The organism is Methanobrevibacter sp. (assembly GCF_045541095.1).
In the GTDB taxonomy this organism is placed as follows: Archaea; Methanobacteriota; Methanobacteria; order Methanobacteriales; family Methanobacteriaceae; genus Methanocatella.
This window is the reverse complement of sequence record NZ_JAZQIJ010000276.1, coordinates 1-3,197: the sequence shown is the minus strand read 5'-3', so window position 1 is coordinate 3,197 and position 3,197 is coordinate 1. Positions and strand designations below refer to the sequence as shown.

General features: G+C 33.6%; 4 protein-coding genes. 3 read left to right on the top strand and 1 reads right to left on the bottom strand.

Going from position 1 to position 3,197, the window contains the following annotated elements; all coding sequences use genetic code 11:
- Positions 1-67 precede the first annotated feature (67 nt).
- Positions 68-871, bottom strand: a complete 804-nt coding sequence (locus ACKI2P_RS12025; protein ID WP_407377848.1) for a potassium channel family protein — start codon at positions 869-871, stop codon at positions 68-70.
- Between the two features lie 146 nt (positions 872-1,017).
- Between ACKI2P_RS12025 and ACKI2P_RS12020 the strand changes: the two genes are divergently transcribed.
- The 3 genes from ACKI2P_RS12020 to ACKI2P_RS12010 all read left to right on the top strand — a co-directional run bounded on the left by ACKI2P_RS12020 (position 1,018) and on the right by ACKI2P_RS12010 (position 3,081).
- Complete coding sequence (locus ACKI2P_RS12020; RefSeq protein WP_407377847.1) at positions 1,018-1,647, top strand: zinc-ribbon domain-containing protein; 630 nt, start codon at positions 1,018-1,020, stop codon at positions 1,645-1,647.
- Between the two features lie 126 nt (positions 1,648-1,773).
- Positions 1,774-2,052, top strand: coding sequence for a transcriptional regulator (locus ACKI2P_RS12015; protein ID WP_407377845.1), 279 nt, complete (start codon positions 1,774-1,776; stop codon positions 2,050-2,052).
- 765 nt (positions 2,053-2,817) lie between these two features.
- Positions 2,818-3,081: a hypothetical protein gene (locus tag ACKI2P_RS12010; RefSeq protein ID WP_407377843.1), complete on the top strand. Its 264-nt coding sequence runs from the start codon at positions 2,818-2,820 to the stop codon at positions 3,079-3,081.
- Positions 3,082-3,197 lie beyond the last annotated feature (116 nt).

Here is a 3,197-nt window from a genome sequence, read left to right as displayed (position 1 = left end):
TTATAATGTGCACTGATTTTTAGTGTTTGCTTTTTGAAATTATTTAAATGCAAAAATGGAAATATGCTTATTTGTTTTCAATAATCTCTTTAAGCTCTTTAATTTCCTCACGCAGTTCCCGGTTTTCTTTTCTGATGGCGTCAAGTTCACTTTCAATCTTTTCGGACTTTTCTTCCAGGCTTTTTTTAACATCATCAATGCCGTCGTCATCGCTTTCAAGCATGGTGTCGGTGAGATATGATGATATGGATGCGGTAATTGTTGAAAAGATGACTATTCCAATCAGAATTAGAATCATTGTCAGTATCTTATCGTTATATGTCTGAGGGGTGATGTCTCCGTATCCGACGGTAGTCAGTGTGACTATGACGAAATAGAAATAATCGAAAGGACTGTAGGTGGTTCCGAATACATAAAACAGCGCTGTGAATGCCAGTATGATGATGACTATTGCGATTATGATTTTGTGAAATTCTGTCTTTTTAAAAAACTCCATAAACGATCCCATTCTCGCAAAGCTGATTACTCTAATTAACCTTAATATTCTGAGGTATCCGAAAATGGATCCCGGAAAATTACCCGGCATGAACAGGTCGATTATAAAGTCGAAGGGTATTGATGCAATCAGAAGCAGGATGTTGTCCCGGTTGAGCAGGAACTTTTTTTTAGAAGGAGCCTTCATTAGGCTATAGAAAAATTCTCCCAAAAGAATTATGCAGACAATAAAGTCAAAAATTTCAATATGGTTCATTGTAGATTCTGAAACATTCAAAATGAGGGAAACGGTAATCAGAATAAAGTCTGCAATTATGATGAGTGGTAAAATTCTGTTATACCACAATTCCGCTGATTCATTTTTGAATAATTTCATTTTCCACAAACCTCTAAAAAATAATATAGTTACAGATAAATAATCTGTGTTTACTGATTGTTAAGTATTTTTACCTGTAATATGTATCGTTCAATTGCAATCTTTTTTGCAATAAGTTATATACAACAGTTATCAGATATTATATTATGTATTGTGAAAACTGTGGAGCGGAACTTCCGGACAATGCCACATTCTGCTCCAGCTGCGGAAAAAAGATAGCTCACGGACAGAACAAAAACGTTTACATTGCACTGTTGCTGACATTTATATTCACAGGACTCGGTTCGATATATGCGGGCAACACCAAAAAGGGACTGATTCTTCTGGGCGTGAGAGTTCTTCTCATAGCTATAGGAGTCTTTGTTAACATAGTGCTTATCCTTGCAATGCTTGTTTGGGCATATGCGTATTTTGAAGCCTACAGGGATGTTCAAATTGCAAACGGCCACTCCAATCCAAATTTCATCAACGAATTTAAGGGATGGAACCGGAACAACCAGATAATTGCCGTTCTGATAATAGCAATCATACTGATTTTCACCGTTTCAAGCTGTGTAAGCATCCTTACTGTGAACAGCTATTCAGATGATGATTCAAACACTCATTATTACGTAAGCAACGGCGGCAGCTCATCATCTTCTTCGTCCCATTATTCAGGCGTTGACGATTCGCCTCATACGATTGCCAAAAACGATCCTGACTGGTATTACGACCACTACGAATACGGGGACAATGACAAAATAGACGAGTATCTTGAATCTCAGGGTTATGACTGAAATTTTATGGTGTGCATTAATGCTCCGGCTTGTTAAAGTCGGGAACTTCACAAAATTTTCATGTTTTAGTGCAAAATAGCGTATATATACACAAATTTTATATAGTCTACTAATATATTATAAACTATGAAAGACGATTTAGATGTAGAGTTACTAAAAAAGATTGCGTATGTTTCAGTATCTTCATACAGGCTTCGAACAGTTAAGGCATTGCACAATGAAGTGAAAATTCCAACTCAGATTGCGAAAGACACTGAAATTTTGCCGAATCATATCTCTAAAATACTGACAGAACTTAAAAATGAAAATATTGCGGAATGCATCAACGAAGAATCCAGAAAAGGAAGGCTGTACAGACTGACTCCATTCGGTGAAGAGGTAGCTGAAAACTTGGATAAGTTTTAGGTGATGTTTTTTTAAAATTAAGGTGTTCATTGTTAAGGATTGAACGATAATTTACATTCTCCAATTTGTCATATTAATAACTTCCTTAACTATTTGCAATCGGGTTTATATGAAATGATTGAAAAATGCGTTTTTCACTAATTTGGAGCGCATAGTAACAGTAATTTTTTTTTAAAAAATATTCCATTCGCTATTAAGAAGTCAAAATTTTCCTCTGGAAAGTGGATTAGTTATAACTATATCTGTTGGGTGTGGCAAGATGTATGACTTAAAAAAAGTTGAAGAGAAGTTTCATGAATACTTAAAATCAAGATTGAACGAACAAAGATATTGTGTAGAAAAAATCAAATTAACAGAAAAATTATTTCATGAGCAGGAAGCGTTATATATAAATTGAAGATTTAATTTCCTGATTGGCCCTGGGGCGTTTTTGCGAAAATTTTTTCAATGCAGGCTGTAAAGCTTGCATTATTCATTTTACTTTTTTTGTATGTTTTTCTAAACGTTTTGTCTTGAAATATACGATGATTTTTTGACACTTCTGATAAAAGAATTTTTTTTTCAAAAATCAGACAGCATTCTTTAAATCCAAAACTAAGATTTTGAGGAAAAATTTAATTTTGTAAAAAGTTTTGAAAAAGAACAATCAGTTTCAAATCAAATATCAAGGGGATTAATGTAAAAAATCAAAATTAAAGCAACAAATTATCATTATCGGTTGCAAAACAAAATTAAATTTAAATATTAACAATTTCTTAAATAATAATGAATGATAAAGTTGACATGGTTTCACTACCTAAAAAATCTTTCTGGCATCTGAGTATACCTATTATTGCTTTTTGTATTTTTGATGCAATTTACGGTATTGTCGATTTGGCATGGGTATCGCAAATTAACGTTCACGCTTCCTTTGCAGTGAGTGTTTCAATACCTTTCGTTACTCTCATATTTTCATTCGGGGATTCGATAGGCCAGGGTGCCAATTCCATGATGTCCCGTTTTATCTTAAATAATGCAAGAATACCATGACCTCTTTTAGGTCGTGGATGAATTGCAAGTTGGGTGTACAATCTTTTTTAATTAATTTTATTGTGTTTATTTTTATTTAATATATTTGGAGACTATTTTAGGTCTATGAATTTTTT

Excerpts from the sequence above, each read along its gene's own strand:
- ACKI2P_RS12025 (WP_407377848.1), bottom strand. The coding sequence starts at position 871 with ATGAAATTATTCAAAAATGAATCAGCGGAATTGTGGTATAACAGAATT.
- ACKI2P_RS12020 (WP_407377847.1), top strand. The coding sequence starts at position 1,018 with ATGTATTGTGAAAACTGTGGAGCGGAACTTCCGGACAATGCCACATTC.
- ACKI2P_RS12015 (WP_407377845.1), top strand. The coding sequence starts at position 1,774 with ATGAAAGACGATTTAGATGTAGAGTTACTAAAAAAGATTGCGTATGTT.
- ACKI2P_RS12010 (WP_407377843.1), top strand. The coding sequence starts at position 2,818 with ATGAATGATAAAGTTGACATGGTTTCACTACCTAAAAAATCTTTCTGG.